This window comes from Bartonella sp. TP, from assembly GCF_030406085.1.
Classification (GTDB): Bacteria; Pseudomonadota; Alphaproteobacteria; order Rhizobiales; family Rhizobiaceae; genus CALTWN01.
Window position 1 is genome coordinate 196,323 of sequence record NZ_CP129002.1, and the last position, 23,382, is coordinate 219,704.

At 38.1% G+C, this 23,382-nt stretch carries 21 protein-coding genes and 1 tRNA gene; 8 read left to right on the forward strand and 14 right to left on the reverse strand.

What is annotated here, in order from left to right; genetic code table 11:
- The first annotated feature begins 6 nt into the window (after nucleotides 1–6).
- Nucleotides 7–570, forward strand: coding sequence for a hypothetical protein (locus QVL57_RS01000; protein ID WP_290076764.1), 564 nt, complete (start codon nucleotides 7–9; stop codon nucleotides 568–570).
- Here the strand turns inward: QVL57_RS01000 and QVL57_RS01005 are convergent.
- Nucleotides 563–916, reverse strand: coding sequence for a hypothetical protein (locus QVL57_RS01005; protein WP_290076765.1), 354 nt, complete (start codon nucleotides 914–916; stop codon nucleotides 563–565). The genes QVL57_RS01000 and QVL57_RS01005 overlap by 8 nt on opposite strands.
- Before the next feature lie 393 nt (nucleotides 917–1,309).
- On the opposite strand from QVL57_RS01005, the gene QVL57_RS01010 reads away from it, so the two are divergent.
- The gene (locus QVL57_RS01010; RefSeq protein WP_290076767.1) at nucleotides 1,310–1,741 is read left to right on the forward strand and encodes a SufE family protein; all 432 of its coding nucleotides are present in this window, start codon (nucleotides 1,310–1,312) and stop codon (nucleotides 1,739–1,741) included.
- Complete coding sequence (locus QVL57_RS01015) at nucleotides 1,738–3,843, forward strand: S9 family peptidase (RefSeq protein WP_290076768.1); 2,106 nt, start codon at nucleotides 1,738–1,740, stop codon at nucleotides 3,841–3,843. Before QVL57_RS01010 ends, QVL57_RS01015 begins: the two co-directional genes overlap by 4 nt.
- A 70-nt stretch (nucleotides 3,844–3,913) precedes the next feature.
- On the opposite strand, the gene QVL57_RS01020 is transcribed toward QVL57_RS01015, so the two are convergent.
- From QVL57_RS01020 to QVL57_RS01050, 7 genes are all read right to left on the reverse strand, one after another.
- Entirely contained in the window at nucleotides 3,914–4,522 is a 609-nt protein-coding gene (locus tag QVL57_RS01020; RefSeq protein ID WP_290076770.1) for a superoxide dismutase, read from the reverse strand.
- 121 nt (nucleotides 4,523–4,643) lie between these two features.
- Nucleotides 4,644–4,717 (reverse strand) — tRNA-Gln (locus QVL57_RS01025).
- Between the two features lie 84 nt (nucleotides 4,718–4,801).
- Nucleotides 4,802–5,533: a DUF1499 domain-containing protein gene (locus QVL57_RS01030; RefSeq protein WP_290076772.1), complete on the reverse strand. Its 732-nt coding sequence runs from the start codon at nucleotides 5,531–5,533 to the stop codon at nucleotides 4,802–4,804.
- An 81-nt stretch (nucleotides 5,534–5,614) separates the two neighbouring features.
- Nucleotides 5,615–8,281, reverse strand: coding sequence for a pyruvate, phosphate dikinase (gene ppdK / locus QVL57_RS01035; RefSeq protein WP_290076773.1), 2,667 nt, complete (start codon nucleotides 8,279–8,281; stop codon nucleotides 5,615–5,617).
- 62 nt (nucleotides 8,282–8,343) lie between these two features.
- Entirely contained in the window at nucleotides 8,344–9,030 is a 687-nt protein-coding gene (locus QVL57_RS01040; protein WP_290076775.1) for a thioredoxin domain-containing protein, read from the reverse strand.
- Nucleotides 9,027–9,551: a DciA family protein gene (locus QVL57_RS01045; RefSeq protein ID WP_290076777.1), complete on the reverse strand. Its 525-nt coding sequence runs from the start codon at nucleotides 9,549–9,551 to the stop codon at nucleotides 9,027–9,029. Before QVL57_RS01045 ends, QVL57_RS01040 begins: the two co-directional genes overlap by 4 nt.
- A gap of 26 nt (nucleotides 9,552–9,577) precedes the next feature.
- Nucleotides 9,578–10,711 (reverse strand): site-specific DNA-methyltransferase, encoded by a 1,134-nt coding sequence (locus tag QVL57_RS01050; protein WP_290076778.1) that lies wholly within the window; start codon nucleotides 10,709–10,711, stop codon nucleotides 9,578–9,580.
- Between the two features lie 164 nt (nucleotides 10,712–10,875).
- On the opposite strand from QVL57_RS01050, the gene QVL57_RS01055 reads away from it, so the two are divergent.
- From QVL57_RS01055 to QVL57_RS01075, 5 genes are all read left to right on the forward strand, one after another.
- Complete coding sequence (locus QVL57_RS01055) at nucleotides 10,876–11,565, forward strand: HAD family phosphatase (RefSeq protein ID WP_354669854.1); 690 nt, start codon at nucleotides 10,876–10,878, stop codon at nucleotides 11,563–11,565.
- A 7-nt stretch (nucleotides 11,566–11,572) separates the two neighbouring features.
- Nucleotides 11,573–12,967 (forward strand): threonine synthase, encoded by a 1,395-nt coding sequence (gene thrC / locus QVL57_RS01060; RefSeq protein ID WP_290076780.1) that lies wholly within the window; start codon nucleotides 11,573–11,575, stop codon nucleotides 12,965–12,967.
- Between the two features lie 65 nt (nucleotides 12,968–13,032).
- Nucleotides 13,033–14,298, forward strand: coding sequence for a pitrilysin family protein (locus QVL57_RS01065; protein WP_290076782.1), 1,266 nt, complete (start codon nucleotides 13,033–13,035; stop codon nucleotides 14,296–14,298).
- 93 nt (nucleotides 14,299–14,391) lie between these two features.
- Complete coding sequence (locus QVL57_RS01070) at nucleotides 14,392–17,283, forward strand: sensor domain-containing phosphodiesterase (RefSeq protein WP_290076784.1); 2,892 nt, start codon at nucleotides 14,392–14,394, stop codon at nucleotides 17,281–17,283.
- Nucleotides 17,284–17,286: 3 nt separating this feature from the next.
- A complete protein-coding gene (locus QVL57_RS01075; RefSeq protein ID WP_290076785.1) occupies nucleotides 17,287–18,096 on the forward strand; it encodes a protein-disulfide reductase DsbD domain-containing protein in 810 nt (269 codons plus the stop codon).
- Between the two features lie 4 nt (nucleotides 18,097–18,100).
- Here the strand turns inward: QVL57_RS01075 and rnhA are convergent, their stop codons facing one another.
- From rnhA to QVL57_RS01105, 6 genes are read right to left on the reverse strand one after another with little or no spacing between them, the layout of a single operon-like run.
- Nucleotides 18,101–18,568 carry a ribonuclease HI gene (gene rnhA / locus QVL57_RS01080; RefSeq protein ID WP_290077426.1) on the reverse strand — a complete coding sequence of 156 codons (468 nt, stop codon included), beginning with the start codon at nucleotides 18,566–18,568 and terminating at the stop codon, nucleotides 18,101–18,103.
- Between the two features lie 3 nt (nucleotides 18,569–18,571).
- A complete protein-coding gene (thrB, locus tag QVL57_RS01085) occupies nucleotides 18,572–19,531 on the reverse strand; it encodes a homoserine kinase (RefSeq protein ID WP_290076787.1) in 960 nt (319 codons plus the stop codon).
- A gap of 9 nt (nucleotides 19,532–19,540) precedes the next feature.
- A complete protein-coding gene (gene ispH / locus QVL57_RS01090) occupies nucleotides 19,541–20,530 on the reverse strand; it encodes a 4-hydroxy-3-methylbut-2-enyl diphosphate reductase (RefSeq protein ID WP_290076789.1) in 990 nt (329 codons plus the stop codon).
- A gap of 12 nt (nucleotides 20,531–20,542) precedes the next feature.
- Nucleotides 20,543–21,466 (reverse strand): heme o synthase, encoded by a 924-nt coding sequence (locus tag QVL57_RS01095; protein ID WP_290076791.1) that lies wholly within the window; start codon nucleotides 21,464–21,466, stop codon nucleotides 20,543–20,545.
- Nucleotides 21,467–21,508: 42 nt separating this feature from the next.
- Nucleotides 21,509–22,630: an RNA methyltransferase gene (locus tag QVL57_RS01100; protein ID WP_290076792.1), complete on the reverse strand. Its 1,122-nt coding sequence runs from the start codon at nucleotides 22,628–22,630 to the stop codon at nucleotides 21,509–21,511.
- The gene (locus QVL57_RS01105; protein WP_290076794.1) at nucleotides 22,617–23,381 is read right to left on the reverse strand and encodes a TlyA family RNA methyltransferase; all 765 of its coding nucleotides are present in this window, start codon (nucleotides 23,379–23,381) and stop codon (nucleotides 22,617–22,619) included. Before QVL57_RS01105 ends, QVL57_RS01100 begins: the two co-directional genes overlap by 14 nt.
- Nucleotide 23,382: the final 1 nt, after the last annotated feature.

Below are 23,382 nucleotides of genomic sequence, written 5' to 3' on the forward strand. Positions count from 1 at the left end.
AGTACGATGCAAAAGAACTTTTTACCAAAATATCTACATACATTTCTTATTGTATTTACAAGCGCTATTATTGCGCACATATGTACCGTACTTTATTTTCAACTTATAAGGCTAAATCCTGCCTATAATCAATTAATACAAACATACCCTAGGGCAAAATTTAGTGAAATAGCAGAAAAAGATCTGATTTTTTCAAACCGCGATATCTTTTTTAAATATTATATCTGTCCTTTTAATATTCCTAACAAAGCCATACATATATTATCAAAGGAAGCGGCAAGAAATTTTTGGGCCCTAAGTTTTTATGACAATACAGGCGAACTGGTTTATTCTTTAAATAGTGAACTCATCCACCACAAGCCATTAGATATAATTTTGTCAACACCACTACAACTTTCTTTAGTACATAAATATTATAGAGACACGCATATCTACAGCGCAGATTCAACACTTATGATAGCTCGCGGTATAACAAACGGCTTCGCCGTCTTAAAAGCATATGCTCACACCCCAGACGAATTAAAATCGGTACAAAGCCTAATCAGCTCAACATCCTGCGAAATTATTTAATAATCTTGTGGCGTTTATGCGTATGTCGCGGCTTCAAAATCGGTTGCTCTAGCTGTCTATCTTCAACGCTAGCTAAGTTTATTGTTTCCGTCATAACAGCATTAGCAAGGCTATTTTTATCAAAGTTTTGGCGATACATAGCATTATAACTTATCGCTATAAATGAACCAAAAAACAATAAAAAACCCAAGCTTATTAGCTTATTATTTTTTGCATAACCACTACCCAGGCGAACCAAAGCCATGCCCAGGAAAAAACACCGCCCTACAACATAGCGAAAAACTCTAAGTAAAAAAGCTACAATTTTAACTATAGGTTTACGTTGCTTTTTAGCCTTTTTTGCCATAGTATGTCTTTAAATCAATCAATTAACTCTATGGCGTACTATCTACATTACATAACTTAATAATATGATAAAATCCTCTTTAAAATTTTGTTTATTCTTTGCGCTTGTATGCATCTTTATATCTTTATTTACAACAGAGAATATAGCGCCAATACAAACAAACCATCTAAGCACGGCCATAAGCCCCGCTAAAGATGCAGGATATTTAAACTCTAAACTTACTGAATTAATAAATAACGGCTGCCAAGAAAGCCCTGTTATTTGTGAAACAGGGGAAAAAGTTTTTTACTCCTTAGGAACGCATATCAGAGATGGCCTGAGAGGGCTATATTTATTTTTTGACAAGCATTTTACCAATCAGCCAATTGAACCTGCAAATGTTAGCTATTAACTATGGACCATAATATACAAACTATCGAAGAAAATTTTGAGCTACTCGACAATTGGGAAGATCGCTATCGCTACCTAATAGAACTAGGTAGCTATCTAGCCTCAATGCCATCAGAGGCCTATAGCAGTGATTATAAAATTTCAGGATGCCAAAGCCAAGTCTGGCTATATCCACAGTTAAAACCAGAACCGCACGGCACCCAAAGTTTAAATTTCTTAGGCGATTCAGACGCACATATAGTCAAAGGTTTGTTATATATTATATTAACTTTTTATAATGGCAAAACTATACATGAAGCTTTAAATGCCAATATTGACCCCCTACTGCAACGCCTAGACCTAGCAGCACATTTAAGCCAGCAGCGCACCGGAGGCGTTAAAGCCATAATTAAACATATAAAAAATTATATTGCTACTAAAGGAATTGTTGAATGACCACAGAAAAATTTGAAAATTTAAAGCCTATAGCAAAAATTCTACCACACAAAACTATTCAACATAATATAGAGAGAATCGACAATTATCACTGGATGCGTGCAGAAAATTGGCAAGAGGTTCTGCACAAACCGCAACGCTTAGACCCAGAAATCCGCCTATATTTAGAAGCTGAAAATAAATATCAAACGGCATTTATGCACGACACAGAGGCTTTGCAACAAGAGCTATTCTTAGAGCTAAAAAAACGTATAAAAGAAGATGACAGCTCAGTACCAAGTCCCGATGGTCCATTTGCTTATGGTCTGTGTTATGAAATTGGTGCTGGGCTTCCTAATTTTTTCCGGACAAAAATCAATGATAGCGAACGCTTTATATATTTGAATGGCGATCAAGAAAAAATCAAGCAAAAAGCTACAGAGTATTTTCAAATAAGCTCTGTAACGCATTCTCCAGACCATAAAAAATTTGCTTTTTCTTTTGACGACAAAGGAGCAGAATTTTATACAATAAAAATATCTAGCTTTGACGGTAGCGAAACCTTTACAGATAGCATAGAAAATACTAGCGGCAGCATAGCTTGGGATAACGATTCTAGCGGGTTTTTTTATATAAAATTAGACGAACAGCATCGCCCACATGAGGTGTATTACCACAAAATTGGGCGCCCCAGTACCGAAGATAAATTAATCTATACCGAAAATGATAGTGGCTTTTTCTTAAACATAAGCCGTTCGCTTAAAGGTGATTATATCTTTATAGATATACATGACCACGAAACAAGTGAAGTATGGCTGATAAATCCAAATACCCCGGCAACACCACCGCTTTGTGTTCGCCAGAGAGAGAAAGGCCTAGAATATTCCTTATGCGCAACCGAAGATAGTTTTTATATATTAACAAATAAAGATGGTGCTAAAGATTTTAAGATAATGTTAGCAAGTTTAGAAGCACTACTAAATGGTCGCTGGCAGGAATGCATACCACACCAAGAAGGGCGAATAATCTTAGAGCATCATGCTTATCTAGAATATTTAGTATGGCTAGAACGAGAAAATGGCTTGCCAAGCATAAAATATATCAAGCATAATGAAACAGATAACATAAAAACTATAACCTTTAATGAAGAAATATACGCCCTAAATGTTATAAATGGCTTTGAATATACAACAAGAACCATACGTTTTACCTATTCTTCGTTAACCACCCCACAACAGCTTTATAGCTACAATTTGCATAGCCAAGAACGACATTTATTAAAAGAACAACTTATACCATCAGGACATAATAGTGAAGATTATATAGCCAGAAGAATAATGGCGCCTGCCGTAGACGGTGAGCTTATACCAATTTCTCTATATTACCACAAAAACACCAAATTAGACGGCAGCGCTCCATGTCTGTTATATGGCTATGGCGCATATGGTATTTCTATAGCCGCCGATTTCACAGCCAATACACTTTCTTTAGTAAATCGCGGCTTTATTTACGCCATAGCGCATATAAGAGGCGGAAAAGAAAAAGGCACAAAATGGTATGAAGGCGGAAAATATAAAAACAAACCAAATAGCTTTACTGACTTTATCAGCGCTGGCAGGCATTTAGTAGAACAAAATTTTACACGTCACAACAAATTAATAGCCTATGGCGGATCCGCTGGGGGATTACTTATGGGAGCGATAGCCAACATGGCACCACAAGATTATCTGGCAATAATAGCTATAGTACCTTTTGTTGATGTATTGAATACAATGTTAGATGCCAGCCTGCCATTGACTCCGCCAGAATGGCCGCAATGGGGCAATCCTATAAAGAATCTAGAAGATTATAAGCTAATCGCCTCTTATTCACCTTATGATAATTTACGCCCGCAAGATTATCCACATATCCTCGCTTTAGCAGGATTAACCGATCCACGGGTGACATATTGGGAGGCAGCTAAATGGATAGCCAAACTAAGAGCAGTAAAAACAGATGACAACCCCAGTCTATTGCGCATAAACATGGATAGTGGCCATGCTGGCTCTGCCGATAGGTTCAGCAAACTAAAGGAAGTTGCCTATATCTACTCTTATATCTTGAAAGTAAGCGATATAAATTAGCTAACACAGCGTGTAAAAATGTAAATGGCGCAGTACAAGACTATACTACGCCATAGAATGAATAGCCAGATTACTTATGCGCTTTTTCAAAAAGCTCTACAACATAATCCCAATTTATTAAATTATCCCAAAATCCTTTAATGTAAGCTGCTCTAGCATTACGATGATCAATGTAATATGCGTGTTCCCAAACATCTATCCCTAGCAAAGCATGCCCACCAAAAATCAACGGATTCTCCCCACCATTAGTCTTTATAACTTCAAGTTTAGCGTTTTTCAACATAAGCCAGGCCCAACCGCTACCGAAAACCGTGCTAGCATTCTCAGAAAATTGCATTTGTAAATTTTCTATAGAGCCAAAGCTTTCTTTTATAAGCTTTTGCAAAGCTTCCGGAAGTTTAGGGCTTCCACCACCATTTTTTTTCATCCAACGCCAATAATGTGTATGATTATAATGCTGAGCCACATTATTAAATAATCCCATATGTTTTTGGTGGCTGTGTTTAACAACTTCCTCTAAACTTAATCCTTTTAAATCGGTATCTACAATCAGACGATTCGCATTATCTACATAAGCTTTATGGTGCTTATCGTGGTGGTATTCTAAAGTTTCTTTAGACATATAGGGAGATAATGCATCATAGCTATAAGGTAACTCAGGTAAGGTAAATTGTGTCATATTAAGCCTCATTAAGATATTATATGCTGGCAGACCACATGACGCCAGCTAGTTATAAATGGAGTATATCGCAATTAGTTCAAAAAATACAGTCTAAACTATATAAATAAAATATCAAATTTGGCTGGGGTACCTGGATTCGAACCAGGGATGGCGGTACCAAAAACCGCTGCCTTACCGCTTGGCTATACCCCAAAACAATAGTTCAGTAACTAACAACATCTTATAAGCCATGATTAGCTTTTAAGCAATATCTAAACAAAGAAATTTTTTATTTTTTTATTTAGTGGTAGGATCATAATCACCTATCAAAAGTGACCCATCTAATTGCTGTAACAATGAGCTAATTACAGCATCGCTCAGGCCACCGTCACGCAGCAAGCTACAAGTAGCGCTTCGAGCATCTACAAAAACTGTATCTCTTTCTTTTTGGATGCGTATAACAATATGAGAAATAAAGCCTGTAAGCAAATCCTTACATTTTAGCTCTAGCAAAGCCATTTGGTTATTTTGCTGTTGTTGCATAACAGTCCAATGGTTGGCACTGGCAAGTTGCGTTATAGCTATTATAGTATTATCTATGCTAGTGTCATAACGCCTAGGCACCTCTCGCGATAAAATTACCGCAGTTGGGTTATAATCTTTACAACCAACAATAAACTCTGGTGGATTATTTAACTCTGTAGAAACATCATTTACCATAGGAGATTTATAAAATTTTACTACGACTAACCCAACAAAGGCCAATACAAAACTAGAGTAAAGAGCAGCGCGCAGTGCTTTCAAGCCACCCTTATCGCCATACCGCCACATATCTCTTAAGGCTAGGGCTACCAACAATAAGCTGGCCAGAGCGCATATAACAGCAATTTTTATAAAAAGAAAAAATAGTTCTTGCGATATAATTTCAAAATAATGCAGCAAATCTGTAATTATTAAAAGCCAAAGAGACAACAATCCAAAATAAGAGCATAAATGAACAAAACGCGAATATTGGCGTATATATCTCATGCTCATATGGCACAATTCCTGGCTAATAACTTAAATATAATAGCTAATATAACGCTAGAACTGTTTTTTTCAAGCCACCCCCTACTTATCACGCAGTTTTATAGCAGCTTGCGCCGCTGCTAACCTTGCAACTGGCACTCTAAAGGGTGAACAAGAAACGTAATCTAAGCCAACTTTTTCACAAAACATAATAGAATCAGGATCTCCACCATGCTCACCGCAAATACCGAGCTTAAGCCCTGCTTTACTACGCCTACCCTGCTCTGCAGCCATCTGAATTAAAGCGCCCACACCTTCTATATCAATAGAAACAAACGGATCCTGCGGCAATAAATTCTTAGCTATGTAAGTAGCTAAAAAAGGAGCAGCATCATCGCGCGAAATACCAAAAGTAGTCTGCGTTAGGTCATTTGTTCCAAAAGAGAAAAATTCTGCTGTCTTAGCTATATCATTTGCGCATAATGCCGCTCTCGGCAGCTCTATCATGGTGCCTACTATATAAGGAATTTGCATAGCTTTTTCCTGCATCACTGCTTGCGCCTCTTCATCAATATATTTTTTTATATAATCAAATTCAGCTTTCGTAGCAATTAGTGGCACCATAATTTCTGCCTCTATAGGCTTGCCAGTAGCTAGCGCTGCCTCGCATGCAGCTTCAAATATCGCTCTTGCCTGGCAACGCGCAATTTCAGGATAGGCAATAGCCAAGCGACAACCACGTAGCCCCAACATAGGGTTAAACTCATGCAGTTCTATAGCACGCGCTTCTAATAACGCCACGTCTACTTGCATTATTGCTGCTATTTCTACAATTTCCGTTGTTTCTTTTGGCAAAAATTCATGCAAAGGAGGATCCAACAAGCGTATAGTTAAAGGCATGCCCTGCATCACCTCAAAAAGCTGGATAAAATCACCCCGTTGCATAGGCAATAATTTATCCAAGGCTTTTTTGCGACCAGCCTCACTATTAGCTAGTATCATTTCTCTAACCACATTTATGCGATCTTCAGCAAAAAACATATGTTCTGTACGGCACAAGCCTATTCCCTGCGCACCAAATTTAACAGCAGCCTTAGCTTCTACCACGGTTTCCGCATTTGCCCGCACATCCATACGCCGAATCTCATCTGCCCACTGCATTAAAAGGGCAAAATCACCATCCAACTCCGGCTCATGCATAGCTACTTCACCTTTGATAACTTGTCCAGTACTGCCATCCAAAGTAATTATATCACCAGCTTTAAAAATACGGTCACCGACCTGCATCACTTGCATAGCGTAGTCAATTTTTACCCCGTTAGCTCCGCACACACAAGGTTTGCCCATTCCACGCGCAACCACAGCGGCGTGGCTAGTCATACCGCCACGGGTAGTAAGTATGCCCTCAGCAGCATTCATACCATGTATATCCTCTGGGCTTGTTTCCACACGCACCAAAATAACTTTTTGACCTTCTGCCACAGCTTTTTCCGCTTCCGCAGAAGAAAAAACTATAGCACCTGTAGCGGCCCCCGGTGAAGCTGGCAAGCCCTCTAGAAAAACTTCCTTTTCCTCATCAGGATCAATACAAGGATGCAACAATTGATCTAAACATTTCGCATCTACATTCAATAGTGCCTCTTCCTTAGTGATATGCCCCTCTTTATACATATCTACAGCAATTCTTAATGCTGCCTTTGCTGTACGCTTACCGTTTCTAGCTTGCAGCATCCATAATTTACCCTTTTCAATAGTAAATTCTAAATCTTGCATATCTCTATAATGTCGCTCTAAAATATCAGCAGTTTTAGAAAATTCTTCAAAAACCTGTGGCATTAACTTTTCTAAAGAAGACGACTCAACCCCAGAGCTCTTGCGCGATTTTTCTGTTAAAATCTGTGGCGTACGAATACCAGCCACCACATCTTCGCCCTGTGCATTTACTAAAAACTCACCATATAATTCTTTTTCCCCCGTAGAAGGATTCCGCGTAAAAGCCACGCCTGTAGCGCAGTCATCGCCCATATTACCAAAAACCATAGACTGCACATTAACCGCTGTACCCCAACTTTGCGGGATATTATGCAAACGTCGATAAACTACGGCCCGCGGCGTCATCCAACTTGCAAATACCGCTCCTATTGCGCCCCATAATTGCTCTAGGGGATCTTGTGGAAAAGGCCTAGCTAAATTATCTTGCACCGCTTGCCTATAGGCTAAGACAATGTTTTTCCAGTCTTGCGCTTGCATTTGGGTGTCTAGCTCATAGGATTTTTCTTCCTTATACTGTTCTAAAATATCCTCAAAAATATCATGCTCTACAGATAACACAACGTTAGAATACATTTGTATAAAACGCCTATAACTATCATAAGCAAAACGAGGATTCGCTTGTGCCGCTAGCACCTCTACTGTGCTATCATTAAGTCCAAGATTCAGAACTGTATCCATCATGCCCGGCATAGAAGTACGAGCACCAGACCGAACAGAAAGTAATAGCGGATTTTCTACACTGCCAAAACCTCGCCCTGTCTTGTTTTCTAAATAGGTTAAAGCTTGGCTAACCAAAAACCGCAACTCTTCTGGGTATGTAAAATTATTATTATAATAATACCCGCAGACTTCTGTTGTTAAGGTAAAGCCAGGCGGAACAGGCAGGCCAAGGCGACACATTTCGGCTAAATTTGCCCCCTTACCACCAAGCAAATTCCGATCCTCAGCTGTGCCATCTGCTTCTCCGTCACCGAATTTGTATACCCATTTAGCCATGTGCTTTCTCCATAGTTTAACCTAACACCAACAAACTCAATGTATCATAATAGTAGCTCTATTTAAACATGCCGCAATAAACTATCCAATATCTTTGATAGTTCATCAGCTGTAAAGGCACCCACATATTTTTCGCCATTTATAAAAAACGTAGGCGAGGCTGTTACACCAAATTCATTGCGTCCTCTTTCAAAACTAGAATTAACTTTTTTTAGTAAATCTTCATTTTGCAAACATGCTTTAAAATTTTCAGTCGTAAAGCCGCTTAGTCGAGCAATTTTTTCTAAAGGCGGCAAAGCGTCAGCTACAGGTACCCAAGACATAAATTTATCATATAATACATCAATCAAAGCATTATATTGCGCTTTTGGGGCGCAACGAGCTAACATAAAACCTGCTGTTGCACGAGAATCATAAGGGTATTCGCGCTTAATCAAGCGAACCCTTCCAGTTTCAATATATTTTTTTCTAATTATCGGCAAATCATGCAAATGAAAATTAGCGCAATGCCCGCAACTTAGCGAATAATACTCTACTATAGTTATAGGTGCCGTATCGCTTCCTTCAATAATATCTGGCAGCGGGCCTGGGATAAGCAATTTTTTTTCATCAACCATACCAGAGGGAGTAATAGCCGTATTTATCTTTTGTACTTTTTTTGCTGGCGCTAGACTTTCTGCCAAGCTTGGCTCTGCAGCAAAAAAAATTAAACTTAAAGCTAGCATAAGTTTTGTTAGTAGTGCGCTCATTGGTATACCCTTTTTATAATTAGCTCCTTGCATATGGAGCGACCAATTTCGAGTAGAGATTTTCTTAAACCTTCATCTCGAATATCTTTTACTATATCACATAAAAATGCTTCTTTCTCAACGGCTAGTTGCGTTTCTTTAATTATTTTTGCCTTTTCCAAGGAAAAATCCCTATAATCATCATTATAATTTACATGTTTCTGAGTTATTTTTACTTTATCTACGGCATAATAACCAAAAAAGCTATTGATTCGTTCAATAATTTGTAAATTCTGATGCATAACTTGCACACCAGTACTACCTTGGCAGGCAATTAGTAGAGTAGCTGGTTTATATTCGTCGCTACCAGCAGGCGCATATGGCCAATTTAATTTTACAGGACTACATAGCAAAGCCACATCGGAACCTACAATTAATGGCCAGTTTTCAATAACTTCAAAAGTTAGCCCTGTGCGCCGCCTAATCATAGGGTCTAATAAATTAAAAGCTAAATCTTTAAGCTTTTTGGGTTTTGTTTTCATACGTTATTTATAAAACAAAGTTTTGCTTAAGACAAATTTAAAAAATTCTTTTTATACAATTTACGCAACTCGTCAATCGGTTGCAAAACCCCTTGATTTTCAAAATGCCAATACGCCCAACCATTACAAGCGGGGATATCCTGCACTATACGCCCTACAGCATGGATCGACCCTCGTATATCACGTACTTCTATAGTGCCATCTACTTTAACTTTAGCAATATGTTTCTTAGAGCAATCACAAATTTCTTGTCCAGCTTTTATCAAGCCGTGTTCTACTAGAGTAACAAAAGGCACGCGCGGGTCACTTTTCTTAGCTTTTAACGGCTTTAACTCATCTTCATTTAAAGGCACAACCTGAGCTATCCTCTGCTGGGCCACTTTGAAATAACTTTTTTCTTGTTCTATACCTACAAAATCACGCCCCAACATCTTAGCAACAGCTGCAGAGGTACCAGTACCTAAAAACGGGTCTAGGATAACATCACCAGGCTTAGTGCAAGCCATGATGATACGCCGCAGTAAGGCTTCAGGTTTTTGGGTTGGATGCGCTTTTTTGCCATCTGCTCCCTTTATCCGCTCAGCGCCTTTACAAACCGGAAAAATCCAATCAGAGCGCATCTGCACATCTTCGTTGCTGGCTTTCAAAGCGTCATAATTAAATGTGTAACGACGTGAATTTTTATCTTTAGCAGCCCAGATAAGAATTTCATGTGCATTCTGAAAGCGTCGCCCTCTAAAATTAGGCATAGGATTTGCCTTATGCCACACAATATCATTCAAAAACCAAAAACCCAGATCCTGGATAATAGAACCAACACGGTAAATATTATGGTACGAACCAATCACCCACAAAGTCCCAGTCGGCTTAAGCACCCGGCGACAAGCAAGCAGCCACGCTCTGGTAAAAGCATCATAGGCTTTAAAGCTTTCAAATTGATCCCAATGGTCGTCTACGGCTGATACAATTGAGTTATCTGGCCGGTGCAACTCCCCATTCAATTGTAAATTATAAGGGGGGTCAGCAAATACCATATCCACTGAGGCGCTAGGGATTTGCTCTAAAGCAGTAACGCAGTTGCCAGCTATCAAGCTATTACGCCACGGTTCCTTTTCAGGAGCATCACTATTATAATTTTTTCTGATATTCTGCAACACCATAAATTTTCCGAAAACTTTTAAACCTAATTCAGCCGCCGCCTTCCTTACATTTATCTGTTAATAAGCTAAATAAATGGTTAACAAACTAAAAATTGTATTTAAAAAAAAATTCAGGTAATATAAGTAATTCATCAAATAACTCTCACTGACTATAGATGTGTAATATGTTGTACCCTATTGAACTTATAATTTTTGACTGTGACGGGGTGTTAGTAGACTCCGAGCATCTTTCTAGCCTGATAATAGCTGAGCTGCTATCTAAGGCGGGTTATTCTATAACACCGCAAGAAGTTAGCGAAAAATACGCTGGACTTATAATGATGGACATTTTAAAAAGACTAGAAAAACAAACGGACATCTATTTTTCTCTAAATTTAGTTGCTGAGCTACATAAACAATTTGCAGCCCGCATGGGTACAGAGCTAAATTTGATCCATGGTGTAAAAGAAGCTATAGCAAACTTAGAGCTACCCCACTGTATATGCTCTAATGCCTCTACCGAAAATTTAACAAACATGCTAGAATTATTTGATCTGATGCAGCCATTCCAAAATTGCCTATTCTCTGCACAGGATGTTGGCACTAAAAAACTAAAGCCAGACCCAAATGTATTTTTATTTGCAGCAGAAAAATTTAATATTAAACCAGCGCATTGTTTAGTAATAGAAGATTCTATACATGGGCTAGCAGCAGCAAAAGCGGCAAATATGAGATCCGTGGGCTTTACAGGCGGCAGCCACACCTATCCGGGCCACGCAAACGCCTTAGCCGATGCAGGAGCCGAAACGGTGTATGCTGATCATAGCGAACTAAATTTAGTAATTAACGCTTTACGAAATTGGAAAGATAATTAGCCAATAAATGCAATATGTAAGTACCAGAGGCAACGCTAAAGCAGCGAATTTTACCGAAATTTTAATGGCCGGCCTAGCGCCAGACGGGGGTTTGTATGTGCCTATATCTTACCCTCAGTATAATTTTGAGCAATTACGCCACATGCGCGATAAAAATTACACACAGTTAGCAGAAATTTTACTATGGCCTTTTATAGAAGGCTCTAATATTAGCAAAGCAGAATTTTCAAAAATTATAAAGCAGAGTTATAAAGATTTTAGCCATCCTGCCATTTGCCCATTAATACAAACAGCGAGCAAAGAATTTATAGCCGAACTTTTTCACGGCCCCAGCTTAGCCTTTAAAGATATAGCTATGCAGTTTTTAGCAAATTTAATAGAAACAATATTAGCAAACACAGATAAAAACCTAAATGTTATAGCGGCAACCTCTGGCGATACCGGAAGCGCTGCAATAGAAGCATTCGCGAAAAAAAACAAAGCAAAAGTTTTTATCTTATTTCCAAAAGGTCGAATCTCCGAAATACAACAAAAACAAATGACCACTACGGGAGCTAGCAATATATATGCCATAGCTATTGATGGCTGCTTTGACGATTGCCAGGCTATTGTAAAAAGCCTTTTTAATGACAAAGATTTTGTAGCAAAGGTTAATCCTACAGCAGTAAACTCAATAAATTGGGCCCGCATTTTAGCTCAAAGCGTTTATTATTTTTATACAGCCTTGGCCTTAGGTGCCCCAGATAGAAAGGTTAATTTCTGTGTACCTACAGGAAATTTTGGCAATATCTTTGCAGGATATTTAGCCAAAAAAATGGGGCTACCTATAGAAAAGCTTATAATTGCTACTAACGAAAATGATATTCTAACCCGCATTGTGCATACAGGGATCTACCAGCCTAAAGCTATTTGCCCAACTACTTCTCCTTCTATGGATATACAGATTTCTTCTAATTTCGAGCGTCTTCTATTTGACACAAGCGGCGGTGATAGCAACTACACAAACCTTAAAATGCAAGAATTAAACCAAAATGGCTATTTTGTTTTAAGTGATGACTGCCGTCATAAAATAAACGAAGATTTTATAGCAGGCAGCGCTAAAGTAGAAAATGTAAATGACATTATAAAAAACCTATATGAAAACAATAATTACCTGTGCGACCCACATACTGCTGTTGGAATACATGTAGCAAGAAATCGACAACAAACTTCCTATTCTACACCAATAATCGCCTTAGCCACCGCTAGCGCTTCTAAATTTCCCGAAACAGTAAAAAATGCTTGCGGTATCTGGCCAGATCTACCAGCACGGGCAAGAAAAATTATGAAAAAAAACGAGCTTTTTTACAGCTTAGATAATAATGCAGAGACTATCAAGCAATTCATATACCAACAGCTATAGCATTGATTATGTATAAAACGCCATATTTATATATCTTAAAGAGTAAATAAATTTAGGTAAACAAAATGAAAGTCACCATAAGCCAGCTAGAAAATGGTTTAACTATAGCCACCCAAAAAATACCAGAGATAGAGAGTGTAACCGCAGGCATATGGATAAAATCTGGCTCTCGCAACGAAGCAATACAGCAACATGGTCTCGCACATATGCTGGAACATATGGCCTTCAAGGGCACCGCTAACAGATCAGCTTCGAAAATAGCCCATGATATAGAAAGCGTAGGTGGGGAAATTAATGCAGCAACTAGCGTAGAAAATACTGGCTATTATACGCGGTTATTACAAGAAAATACTGAGCTTGGAATAGATATTTTATCCGACATCATGACCGCGCCACTCTTTGATAGCGCTGAATTAGAAAAAGAAAAACAAGTAGTTTTACAAGAGCTTGGCGCTGCAAATGACACCCCAGATGACGTAGTTTTTGACCATTTCATGAATATAGCTTATAAAGACCAGGCGATTGGGCGCCCTATTTTAGGCACCAAAAAAAGCGTACAGTCTTTTCAAAGCTCGGACATGTCCAATTTTATGAATCAGCATTATTATGCAGAACATATGGTATTTGTAGCAGTTGGCGCCGTAGAGCATGATAAAATTGCCAGCAATGTTGAAAAAGGCTTAGGCGAATTTCCATCAAAAAAAGCAGATAATAGTTATAAACAGGCAAAATACATAGGTGGGTGCAAAAGCGAGCACCGTGAGTTAATGGACGCACAGGTAATATTAGGATTCGAAGGCTGCGCTTATATGCATGGCGATTTTTATAAAACACAGCTGCTGTCTGTAATTCTAGGTGGCGGAATGTCTTCTCGCTTGTTTCAAAATATACGCGAAGAATTGGGGCTATGCTACTCTATTTATGCTTTTCACTGGGGATTTAGCGATACTGGGGTATTTGGAATTTCTGCCGCAACAGATCAAGACGGCATAGCCACTTTAATGCCAGCGGTAATAACAGAGCTGAAACGTATTAGCGAAAATATTAGTCCAGATGAAGTAAGCAGAGCCCTGGCACAATATAAAGCCAGTTTAATTATGTCGAAAGAAAGCTCAGCAGCAAGAGCGCCAGCCATAGCCAGACAAATATTAACTTACGGCCGGCCAGTTAACAATGAAGAAATATTAAAAAAACTACATGCCGTTACGCCAAGAGAAATTACAGAATTAGCAGAGAGAATATTTTTAAATTCTCGCCCTAGCCTTGCCGCTGTTGGTCCTATAAAAAAGCTAATAGAATATGATGACATATACCTTAGCTTACAAAGCTAGGATAAAAAATTTTATTAAATGCTAGCGACAGCATATAAAAATATGCTAAACCTTATAGACAGGAATATAACATATAAGTCTTATGGGTTTAACGTGCTAACTATTATACAATCATCTTTTAATATATGGCGTAACCTACCTGCTTATATATTACTAATTAGCTCTTTATTGCTAGCAACTCCCTCTTTACTTCATGCACGTGAATTAATAAAAATCACGCCACAAGATATAGCCTTAGACATATCCCAAGCTGTTGAGTTATATCAAACCAACACAAAATCTATCAAAGTTACAACAAGCCCCGGCAGTGATGGCATAGTTAAAACTATTGAAGTACAAGCAACAACTGAAAGTCCGAAACATTATTGGGCAGTTTTTGCTATAGTTAATCCTACCAATGAACAAATTGACCGCTTAATTGTAACGCCACATTATCGGCTGGTCGGGTCTGGTATATTGCATCCCGATTTGGGCAGCAAACGTATATTGAGCATCACTCCATCTGAAGGTTTTGCATTAATACGTCAAAATAGCGCCAGTCATGACGTATTTTCTATCACCATAAACCCTGGGGCAGTAATTACCTTCGTTGCTGAAATAACCTCAGAAAAACTAATGCCAATATATTTATGGCAAACCGATGCTTATAAAAGCACATTAAATTCTTACACCTTTTATCAAGGCATTTTATTAGGTATAGCAGGGCTTTTAGCCGTATTGCTAAGCGTTTTATTTATTGTAAGGGGAACATTTATTTTCCCTGCGGCAGCGGTTTTTGCTTGGTCTGCTTTGGCTTATATCAGCGTAAATTTTCATTTTTTCGATAAAATATTTAAAATGACCACTGGGTCAGAACCTATATGGCGTGCTTGTGTTGAGCTATCCATTACGGCATCTTTGTTGTTATTTTTATGCGCATACCTAAATTTATATAAATGGCACTATAAGCTCTATTACACAATAATCTTGGCTACAATATTATCATGTGTTTTGTTATTTTTTTCTATATATCATCCCGCATTCACAGCTAGCTTAGCAAGAATATTACTGGGGGGCACTACATTTGCTGGAGCAATTATAATAACCATGCTAGCTATACGAGGTTTAGATCGGGCGGTGATGATCATTCCAACTTGGTTGTTTTTAATTTTATGGGTTATAGCGACTTATAGCTGTATCACCGCAAAAATAGATAATGATATTATCGAACCAGCCCTTGGCGGAGGCTTAATTTTATTAGTTTTACTTATAGCTTTTACTATTTTGCAGCAAGTTTTTTCCTCTACCGTTTTTCATCAAGGATTATTTTCTGATAGCGAAAAACGATCATTAGCAATGATGGGCGCAGGTGATATAGTGTGGGACTGGGATGTCCAGCGCGATCAAGTACACATTAAACCAGATTTAACTCGATTTTTAGGTGCCCGAGCAACTAAGCTAAATGGAACAATAAATAATTTTATCAATTCTCTTCATCTGGATGACAGAAATAAATTTTATGCTAATCTAAACATCATATTAGATGCAAAAAAAGGTCAAATAGAGCAAAATTTTCGCATAAGATCAAGCGACAATCACTACCATTGGTTTAATTTAAGAGCTAGACCTTTTGCTGAAAAAGATGGCACCATAAGTCACTGCATCGGTACCTTGGTAAATATCACCGAGTTAAAAACAGCACAAGAGCATTTACTAAAAGATAGCGTACGGGATAATCTAACTGGCCTGCCAAATCGACAATTATTTATAGATCGCCTACAAAGTCTCTTGACCTTATCGGCATTAAAAAAAGACATTAACCCTTCGGTATTGGTGTTAGATTTTGACGGATTCCGTAGCATTAATCAGGCTTATGGACATGCAGCTGGCGATAATTTTTTAATGATAATAGCCAAAAGACTAAATAGGCTTTTAAAGCCACAAGATACTTTATGCCATTTAAAGGCAGATCGTTTCGCTATTATTCTAGTTTCGCCACAAAATTCTAACGACGTTGCAGCTCTTATCTCCACTATACAAAAAGCTGCCTCTGCGCCTGTAAAACTATCTAACAATGAAATAAAATTAACTGCATCAATAGGACTGTACAGTCTAAAAAATAAAAGCTATACAGCCGCAGAAGTCTTATCAGACGCGCAATTAGCCGTAAGCTACGTTAAGCACGCCGGGGGCAATAGTATAGAGCTATTTAAGCCCACTATGCGCTCATTCAATTTTAGCTTAGATGGCCTTAGCAAAGATTTACCAAAAGCTATTGAGCGGGAAGAGCTGCGAGTAATTTATCATCCAATTTTAACCTTCAATGACAGTGAAATTGTAGGTTTTGAGGCTTATACCATCTGGGAGCACCCACAATATGGCACCTTATCTGTTACCGACTTTATTGCCTGTGCCGAGCATACAAGCTGTGTGAATGACATAGCTAATTTTACCTTTACTACCATAGCTAAAGATTTATTCGAACTACAAGAAAGATTTTTTGACAAAAACCTTTTTATCACTATGAACCTATTTAGCGCCGATATGCTAAATCAAGAATTAATAAATAATATGAAGTCTATACAAATGCGTTACCCTTTTGATTCGAAACGTTTTGTAATAGAGTTATCCGAGGCAATTTTGCTAGAAAAGCCAGAGCAAGCTGCAGATTTACTTACGAATTTAAAAAATTTAGATTTTAAATTAGCACTAGATCATTTTGGCACTGGCTACTCATCTCTAGCTTATTTAACAAGGTATAATTTTGACTTTATTAAACTAGATAAATCAGTGCTAACAGAAAATATTAGCAAGAAAACAATTTTTATAAAAGCTCTCATAAATGTGGCGCATGAATTGAATCACAAAGTCATTGCTACTGGAGTTGATACCCAAGAAGATGCTAGGTTATTAGCTGAATTGGGCTGTGAATATATTCAAAGCATAGTATTTTCAGAACCCTTAGTCATCGATAAAATCATAGAACTAATAAAGCAACACAATTAAGATATGAATAAATTTAAATTTTTTTTATACCTATTTGCTTGCACTAATATATATTGTGGCCGAGCCTATTCATTCAGTACAGATTGGCAAACTTCCCTAGGCGGGAGCAGTAGAATTATTCTAGAAAAGCCAAAAGCAGATAGGCCATCAGTGTTAAAAGGTGCCATAGAAATAAATCTAAAGGCTGGCTGGAAAACTTATTGGCGTAACCCCGGAAGCAATGGCCTGCCGCCTAGGCTTGTGCTTGACAAAGAATCAGCAAAAAAAGCAAAAACACAATTATTTTATCCAGCACCAGAACTAATAATTAATAGCAATAATTGGATAAATGGCTATCATAATCATCTTTTTCTACCTTTCGTCATCGGCTCGATTGATAATGGCCCCTTACCTGAAAGCTTAACTGGCAGCGCCCAAATTGGTATGTGTAAAGATATTTGTATTCCGGTAATCAACAACTTTAAATTTACGTCATCTACACTAAGCGACTCAAAATGGCAAGACAGATTCTTGCTAATTTCTGCTTTCGCAGCTTTACCAAAAGCCCCATCTAATAGCTTTAGTATAACAAACGCCTATATAAAAGATAATAGACTCTTCATGTCGCTTAAGCATTTAACTAATAAAAACCCTCCACAAATATTCCTAGATAGTGACAATTTAACGCTGGATAAACCGCAGCTACTAAACCATGACAAAATATACTCTATCTTCGGCGCAACTATATTAAACAAAAGCTTAGTAAAAAATCCTATCATACACTACACAGCAATAAATGGTAACGAAGCAGTAGCTGGTGAAATTACACTTTGATAACCTACTTATTACTGGAAATGGTTACAGAGGCTTTATATTCCTGTATGCCGCGACGGGCCAATTTGTCTGCGCGCTCATTAAATTCATTGCCAGCATGACCCTTTACCCAGTGCCAAGTAATTTTATGTTTATTGTTTAACTCGGCTAAAGTTTGCCAAAATTGCGCATTTTTTACTGGAGTCTTACTAGAGGTACGCCAACCATTCGCTATCCAAGTATCGAGCCATTGCGTTATACCATTACGCACATATGCAGAATCAGTATATAACTCTACTACACAAGGTGCTTTAAGAGCTTCCAGGGCCTTTATTGAGGCCAAAAGCTCCATTTGATTATTAGTAGTAAAAGCATCATTGCCATATAGCTCTTTTTCGTGCCCATTCCAAAGCAATACAGCGCCCCACCCACCAACACCAGGATTACCAGAACAAGCTCCATCCGTATATATCGTAACAATTTTTTGCAATATAACTTACTCTACTATATCGTTAAAGTTTGAAAAATCTCCATAAAACTGCAGCCGACGCAAATATACCATAGGATCTTTCAAAATTACTTGACTATCGGGCATGGTATGAAAAAAATCATAGAGCCGTGTTTGCAAAAAACGCATAGCACTGCCCCGCATCAATAAAGGCATAGTTTGCTTTTCCAGGTTACTCAACACTCTAACCTTTTCATAACCGTGCAAAAAAGCTCTAGCTTTAGCAGCTTCATAACTATTATCTTTATTAAAACACCAAGCAGTTAAACATATAGCTATATCATAAGCAAACATATCATAGCATGAAAAATAAAAATCTATAATACCACCTAACCTAGCACCTTGAAATAAAACATTATCTGGAAAAATATCAGCGTGTATTACACCGCTAGGCAAATCTGTACGCCAGTTTTGTGTTAAAAACACCAATTCTTTTTCAATAAATTCTATAGTGCGGATGCCCAAATTAGTAGCCTTAACTCGAGAAATATTCCATAGATTACGCCAACTATCTAAGGAAAATTTATTTTCCAATCGTTCTGAAAAATCAGCAACGGCCAAATGCATTCTCGCCACCAAATTACCTAATAGCTCACATTGTACTATTGTAGCTACATTAGATTCATAGCCCTCAATAAAACTAATTATCGCCGCTTTGCGATTACACAAATTGCCCATAGTTTTTCGGTCTTTACTCTCTATAATTTTAGGGCAAGGAATATTTTTGCTCAATAAATGTTTGTGCAAATTAAAATAAAAGGGCAAGTCCTCTAAGGAAACTCGCTTTTCAAATAAAGTCAAAATATATTTACCAGTTTTGCAATATAAAAGATAATTAGTATTTTCAACACCAGCAGTAATGGCTTGGTATGCGAGCAAATTTCCTAAATCATAACCAATTAGAAAATCATTTAATTCTGCTTTAGTAATCTTAGTATACACAGCCATAATTACACGTCACCCATTTAAAAAAGACATGTCTTGTGCATCTAAAGCAATGTCTCTTAATTCTCGGCTTGGTAAAAATGTTTGGGTTTCTTGAATCGTCTCTACTAACTCGAAATCTATGTCATATTTTTCTTTAAATTTCTCTATTAGCTGATTAAAAATTATCTGAGGTGCCGAAGCTCCAGCAGATAAGGCCACAATTTTTACATCCTGCAACAGCTGATAATCCAACTCTTCAGCGCTTTGCATAAGCATAGTTTTTTTTGCACCAAATTTCTTAGCTACTTCGACCAAGCGCTTGGAATTGGAAGAAGCAGGCGAACCAATTATTATAAATACATCACATCCCGCGGCTGCTTCACGCACGGCTTGCTGGCGGTTAGTAGTAGCATAACATATCGATTCCGCCGCTGGATCTGACATAAAAGGAAAACGCTTTTTCAAAATAGTTAAAATTTCCTCGGTGTCATCAACAGAAAGAGTTGTTTGCGTAACATAACCCAGCTTCATAGGATCCTCGGGTTGAAATTTCTTGGCGTCATCTAAATTCTCAATAAGTGTAATAGCATTATTCGGCACTTGCCCCATAGTTCCAATAACCTCAGGATGTCCTGCATGGCCTATTAACAAGATATGCCTTCCATATTTTTGGTGCCGTATAGCTTGTTTATGCACCTTTGAAACCAGTGGACAAGTAGCGTCTAAGTAAAATAAATTTTTTAACTTCGCCTCAATAGGCACAGATTTGGGCACGCCATGGGCCGAAAAAACTACCGGACAATGCCTCTTATCCAAAGGAATTTCTGCTAAATCTTCTATAAATACCGCGCCTTTTTTTGCCAAAGCTTGCACCACATAGGCGTTATGCACTATCTCGTGACGAACATAAACTGGAGCGCCGTATTTTTTTAAAGCCAAAACTACAATATGTATAGCTCGCTCCACGCCTGCACAAAACCCACGCGGTGCACATAAACGTATAGTCAGCTTATCTTTCATATCAGCCAGCCCTCAAGCAGATCTCACTATTATTTCTACCAATAGCGAGCAAAAAAGCAACGCTAGATATAATAAAGAAAAATAAAATAATCGACGAGATCTAAGCTTTATTTTTTCTGTATCTACAGTTCGCCACAATAAATAAGCGTAATACAGAAACCAAAAATTTAAGCATATAGCAACACTTAAATAAAACAAGCTCAGCCCAGAAAAATAAAAAGGCAATAAAGCAGATATAGCCATCAACACAGAATAAACTAAAATATTATTCTTTGTAACCTGTACCCCCCTAATATTTGGAAGCATAGGGATTTTTGCAGCCTCATAATCGGTAGTGGTAAATAAAGCTAAGGCCCAAAAATGCGGCGGTGTCCATAAAAAAATTATAAGAAATAAAGCTATAGCCTCAAAAGCAACATTGCCAGAAACGCAAGCATAGCCTACAAGCGGCGGGAAGGCACCAGCGGCGCCGCCAATTACAATATTTTGTGGCGTGTAACGTTTTAAAAAAATAGTATAAATCACTATATAAAAAAAAATAGTAAAAGCTAAGAGCCCCGCAGCAACCCAATTTGTGACAAACCCCAAACCGATAACTGATAATATAGCAAGACTAGCGCCAAAACAAAGCACAGAAAATGCGGTTATTTTACCCGCAGGTATAGGCCGCGATTTAGTACGCTTCATTATAGCGTCAATATCTGCGTCATACCACATATTTAAAGCGCCAGAAGCGCCAGCTCCCAGGGCAATAAACAACAAAGCAAAAAAAGATCGCCACCAACCAAGCAGCCCAGGCGCTAGTAAAAGCCCAATAAAAGCAGTAAAAAGCACAAGAGACATAACCCGGGGCTTTAATAATAAAAAATAATCAGCGCCATTAGCAAAAAAAGGCGCTACGCCGTGTTTTTTCTGTATATCATGCTCTATTATCATTAACGCCTTATATCCCAGCATTCATTATTGGCTTATTAATTACTATAAGCTCCACCCAGTTCGCTTAGTTTTCTTGGATAATAATACCACCATTTCACAATGATTAGACCATAAAAATTGATCTATAGGTATAATTTTATCAATATGGTAACCGCCTTGCTGTAGTATTTTTATATCTTCTACTAAAGTTGCAATATTACAAGACACGGCGACAATTTTTTTAATATTGCTTTTAGCAATTTCAGCGGCTTGCGCCTTAGCTCCAGCGCGCGGAGGGTCAAATAATAAACCGTCAAAACCATTTAATTCATCAGCACGCAATGGTCTAAGGACTAAATCTCGGCGCTCATAAGTGAGTTTTTTTAACCCATGATTTTGTATTTTATAAGCTTTCAGTAAAGCTGCAAGAGCAGCTTCATTTGATTCTACTGCATGAACAGACATATATTCTAGCAACGGGAAAGTAAAGCTACCAGCGCCACAAAATAATTCAACTATAGTTTTGCATTTTTGCAAATGTTCATTGGCAATGGCAATCATATGACCTTCTGCTATAGCATCAGCTTGTACAAAAATAGCTGGAGGCAATTCTACTTCAACCGTTCCATAAGTTAAACATGGCTTCGCTTTTTCTAACAATATTTCATTGTCTATACTTAGCCTTATAATATCTACAATTAGCATTTGCTCTATTAATCGTTGCTTTTGCTTACAAACAAGCGGCGGCAAATCTAAAAAGGTTACATCTAAGCCCTGATTGCTCCATAAAAGTCTAACGCGAAAAGTTTTTGCATGGTTTTGCAATAAGGCAGTTAAAGTTTTCACTTCTGGCAACCGCTCTATTATCTCTGGCAAAGCTAAATGACACTCTGTCAAATCTACCAATTCGTGACTGTGATAAACCATGAAGCCAAGCTTTTGCTGGCAAGAGCTATTTTCTATGGTTAAGGTTAAGCATCTTCTTCTATAAGGAGCACCTTTGAAAATAGGCTGCAGCGTCCCTTTTATACCATTATGCTGCAATATCTGCGCTACTTGCCCTTCTTTCCAAGCACTATAAGCGTCAGCGCTCATATGCTGTGCGGTGCAGCCACCACAACTGCCAAAAAATTTACACAAAGGCTGCCCATTCATTACAGATTCAAGAAAATCAGGCTGTATCACACGTTTTTTCTCCAAACAAAATATACTCTTGATTCCCATCCCGGCCTTTTATCGAAGAAGGACATAAACCTCTTGTTGACCAACCTGGTAAATTATCAAACCAATAGGAAATTTCTTTTGCCACAGCCAATCCTACTTGTTCATCCCTAATTATACCAGATTTTCCTAAGGCTCTTTTTCCAGCCTCAAATTGCGGCTTCACCAAGATTACAGCTAAGCTACCCGGTAAAGCCAAATCTAAACTAGCTGGTAGCGCTAGCTTCAAAGATATAAAGCTAACGTCACATACGAGCAAATTAAATTGTTTACCACCTAATTGGCTTCGAGTAACATGCCGAGCATTAATACCCTCCAACACGGTAACTCTAGCATCATTACGCAAAATATCAGCAATCTGATTATGCCCCACATCTAAAGCTATGACATGTTTGGCACCTTTTTGCAACAAAATCTGTGTAAAACCGCCAGTGGATGCGCCCAAATCTAAAGCTAATTTGTCTCTAACATCTATATAAAAATGCTCTAACGCCGAAGCTAATTTTAAAGCAGCGCGAGAAACATAACCCTGCGCGGCGTCTTGTACTTTTATAACAGATTTAGGTAAAGTAGCATTAATCAAAGTTCCCGCTTTAGTAATTACTTGCCCATTTACCGTTACAGCCTCACGCTTTATTGCATCTTCTGCCCGTGAGCGATTGGCAAAATAACCCAACTCAACTAAATATTTATCTAAACGAATGCCGTCCTGCATA

Coding starts and splice junctions, on each gene's coding strand:
- QVL57_RS01045 (WP_290076777.1), bottom strand. CDS start 9,551: ATGAAAACAAAACCCAAAAAGCTTAAAGATTTAGCTTTTAATTTATTA.
- QVL57_RS01030 (WP_290076772.1), bottom strand. CDS start 5,533: ATGAGATATATACGCCAATATTCGCGTTTTGTTCATTTATGCTCTTAT.
- QVL57_RS01050 (WP_290076778.1), bottom strand. CDS start 10,711: ATGGTGTTGCAGAATATCAGAAAAAATTATAATAGTGATGCTCCTGAA.
- QVL57_RS01010 (WP_290076767.1), top strand. CDS start 1,310: ATGGACCATAATATACAAACTATCGAAGAAAATTTTGAGCTACTCGAC.
- QVL57_RS01020 (WP_290076770.1), bottom strand. CDS start 4,522: ATGACACAATTTACCTTACCTGAGTTACCTTATAGCTATGATGCATTA.
- ispH (WP_290076789.1), bottom strand. CDS start 20,530: ATGAAAGATAAGCTGACTATACGTTTATGTGCACCGCGTGGGTTTTGT.
- QVL57_RS01015 (WP_290076768.1), top strand. CDS start 1,738: ATGACCACAGAAAAATTTGAAAATTTAAAGCCTATAGCAAAAATTCTA.
- QVL57_RS01005 (WP_290076765.1), bottom strand. CDS start 916: ATGGCAAAAAAGGCTAAAAAGCAACGTAAACCTATAGTTAAAATTGTA.
- QVL57_RS01040 (WP_290076775.1), bottom strand. CDS start 9,030: ATGAGCGCACTACTAACAAAACTTATGCTAGCTTTAAGTTTAATTTTT.
- thrC (WP_290076780.1), top strand. CDS start 11,573: ATGCAATATGTAAGTACCAGAGGCAACGCTAAAGCAGCGAATTTTACC.
- QVL57_RS01000 (WP_290076764.1), top strand. CDS start 7: ATGCAAAAGAACTTTTTACCAAAATATCTACATACATTTCTTATTGTA.
- QVL57_RS01095 (WP_290076791.1), bottom strand. CDS start 21,466: ATGATAATAGAGCATGATATACAGAAAAAACACGGCGTAGCGCCTTTT.
- QVL57_RS01055 (WP_354669854.1), top strand. CDS start 10,876: ATGTTGTACCCTATTGAACTTATAATTTTTGACTGTGACGGGGTGTTA.
- thrB (WP_290076787.1), bottom strand. CDS start 19,531: ATGGCTGTGTATACTAAGATTACTAAAGCAGAATTAAATGATTTTCTA.
- QVL57_RS01065 (WP_290076782.1), top strand. CDS start 13,033: ATGAAAGTCACCATAAGCCAGCTAGAAAATGGTTTAACTATAGCCACC.
- QVL57_RS01105 (WP_290076794.1), bottom strand. CDS start 23,381: ATGCAGGACGGCATTCGTTTAGATAAATATTTAGTTGAGTTGGGTTAT.
- QVL57_RS01075 (WP_290076785.1), top strand. CDS start 17,287: ATGAATAAATTTAAATTTTTTTTATACCTATTTGCTTGCACTAATATA.
- ppdK (WP_290076773.1), bottom strand. CDS start 8,281: ATGGCTAAATGGGTATACAAATTCGGTGACGGAGAAGCAGATGGCACA.